General features: G+C 65.6%; 1 protein-coding gene. It reads right to left on the reverse strand.

All coding sequences use genetic code 11. The features are described 5' to 3' along the window. On the reverse strand, positions 1–1,367 hold a 1,367-nt coding region (locus O7A61_RS32145; protein ID WP_337133165.1), incomplete at its 3' end, for an amidase. Positions 1,368–1,554: the final 187 nt, after the last annotated feature.

The raw sequence follows: 1,554 nt of genomic DNA on the forward strand, positions 1-1,554 counted from the left end.
CGAACCAGGGTCGCCTCGTCGCCGAAGCGAGCGACGATCTGAATGCCGATGGGCAGGCCGTCACTAGCCTGGAAGAGAGGCAGCGAGACCGAGGGTTGACCAGTGATGTTGAAGACGCCTTGGAATTGATAGAGGGATTGGCTGGCATCGCGAAACTGGTCGATGGTTACCCCTTCAGTGATCGTCGTGTTGGTGCTGTGGGGAAGTGCCGTGCACGGCAATGTGGGTGTCAGCAGGATGTCGAAGCCCTTGATCGCCTCGCCCACGTCGGCGCGGACCTTGCGCTGGACCTCGAACACCTCCGCGGCATACGAGAGCGGCAGCCGCTTGGCCGCCCGGTAGAATTCGAGATTGACTGGGTCCACGGTCTGCTCATCGACTGTGCGGCCGAGCGCTCGTGCGGCGTCATCGAGCGCGGCCATCCACATGACACAGGCGCCGGCCTCGACCGTTCGCATGTCGCCTAGGGCGTAGGGCGAGGGCATCTCCTCGATGAGATGCCCCATCATCTCGAGGGATTTTGCGGTGCGCTCGACGGCCGCGCGGATATCCGGCTCGACCTTCCTCTCGCCCCATGGCGAGGTGGCCACGCCGACCCGCAGGCGGCCGGTCGAGCGACCGAGCTCCTCCACGTAGGGCCGCTCGGGCGGCGCGATGACGAACGGATCGCCTGGATAGGCGCCGCTGAAGACATCGAGCCCCGCCGCCATGTCTCGGACGCTGCGGCAAACCACGAAGGTGCGACCCAAGGCTAAGCCGGTATCCTGATGGTCCGGACCGCCCGAGATGCGGCCCCGCGAAGGATTCAAGCCGACCAAGCCGCAGAAGGACGCCGGGGTTCGGGTGGACCCGAGGCTGTCGCTGGCATGCGCGATCGGCACGATGCCGGCCGCCACGGCAGCCGCCGACCCGGAGGATGAGCCGCCCGACGTGCGGTCCAGCTGCCACGGATTGCGCGTGATTCCGTTCGCCAAGGATTCGCTCATGCGCGCCATCCCCACCCCCAATTCGGGGGTGGTGGTGCGGCCCACGATGCGCAGCCCGCCGGCGCGCGCACGTTGCATGAAATAGCCCTCTACAGGGGAGCGAAAACCCTTGAAGAGCCGGCTTCCCTGTTCTTGGAGCCGGCCGGCCTCGCTCGCACCTATGTCCTTGCGCAGGAAGGGCACCCCAGCGAAAGTTCCGGTGTCGGAGCCGGATACCGCTTCGGCGTCCTCATAGAACTCGATTACGGCGTTGATGGTCGGGTTGATCTGGTCGTGTGCCTCGCGCGCGAGGCGGATGAGCTCCACGGCCGTAACCTTGCCGCTGCGCACCAGCTCCGCAAGCCCCGTGGCGTCATGGCTGGCGTATTCGTGCAGCTTCATGCGTACCCTTCCCTCCATCTCAGCAAGTGTCCATTACCGAACAAGTGGACACTATCTTCGTGTGATCGCCGCCGCGTCGAAAGACGCCTCAGGCCGGCCCCTTACCCTCGATCGCCGCCGTCGCGACAGAGCAGCAGCGAAGCTCGGCCGGCCGCATCCGAACGAATTCCGGAAGCACGTTGAGAGA

The sequence above is a fragment of the Mesorhizobium sp. Cs1321R2N1 genome (assembly GCF_037179725.1).
GTDB classification, from domain to species: domain Bacteria; phylum Pseudomonadota; class Alphaproteobacteria; order Rhizobiales; family Rhizobiaceae; genus Mesorhizobium; species Mesorhizobium salmacidum.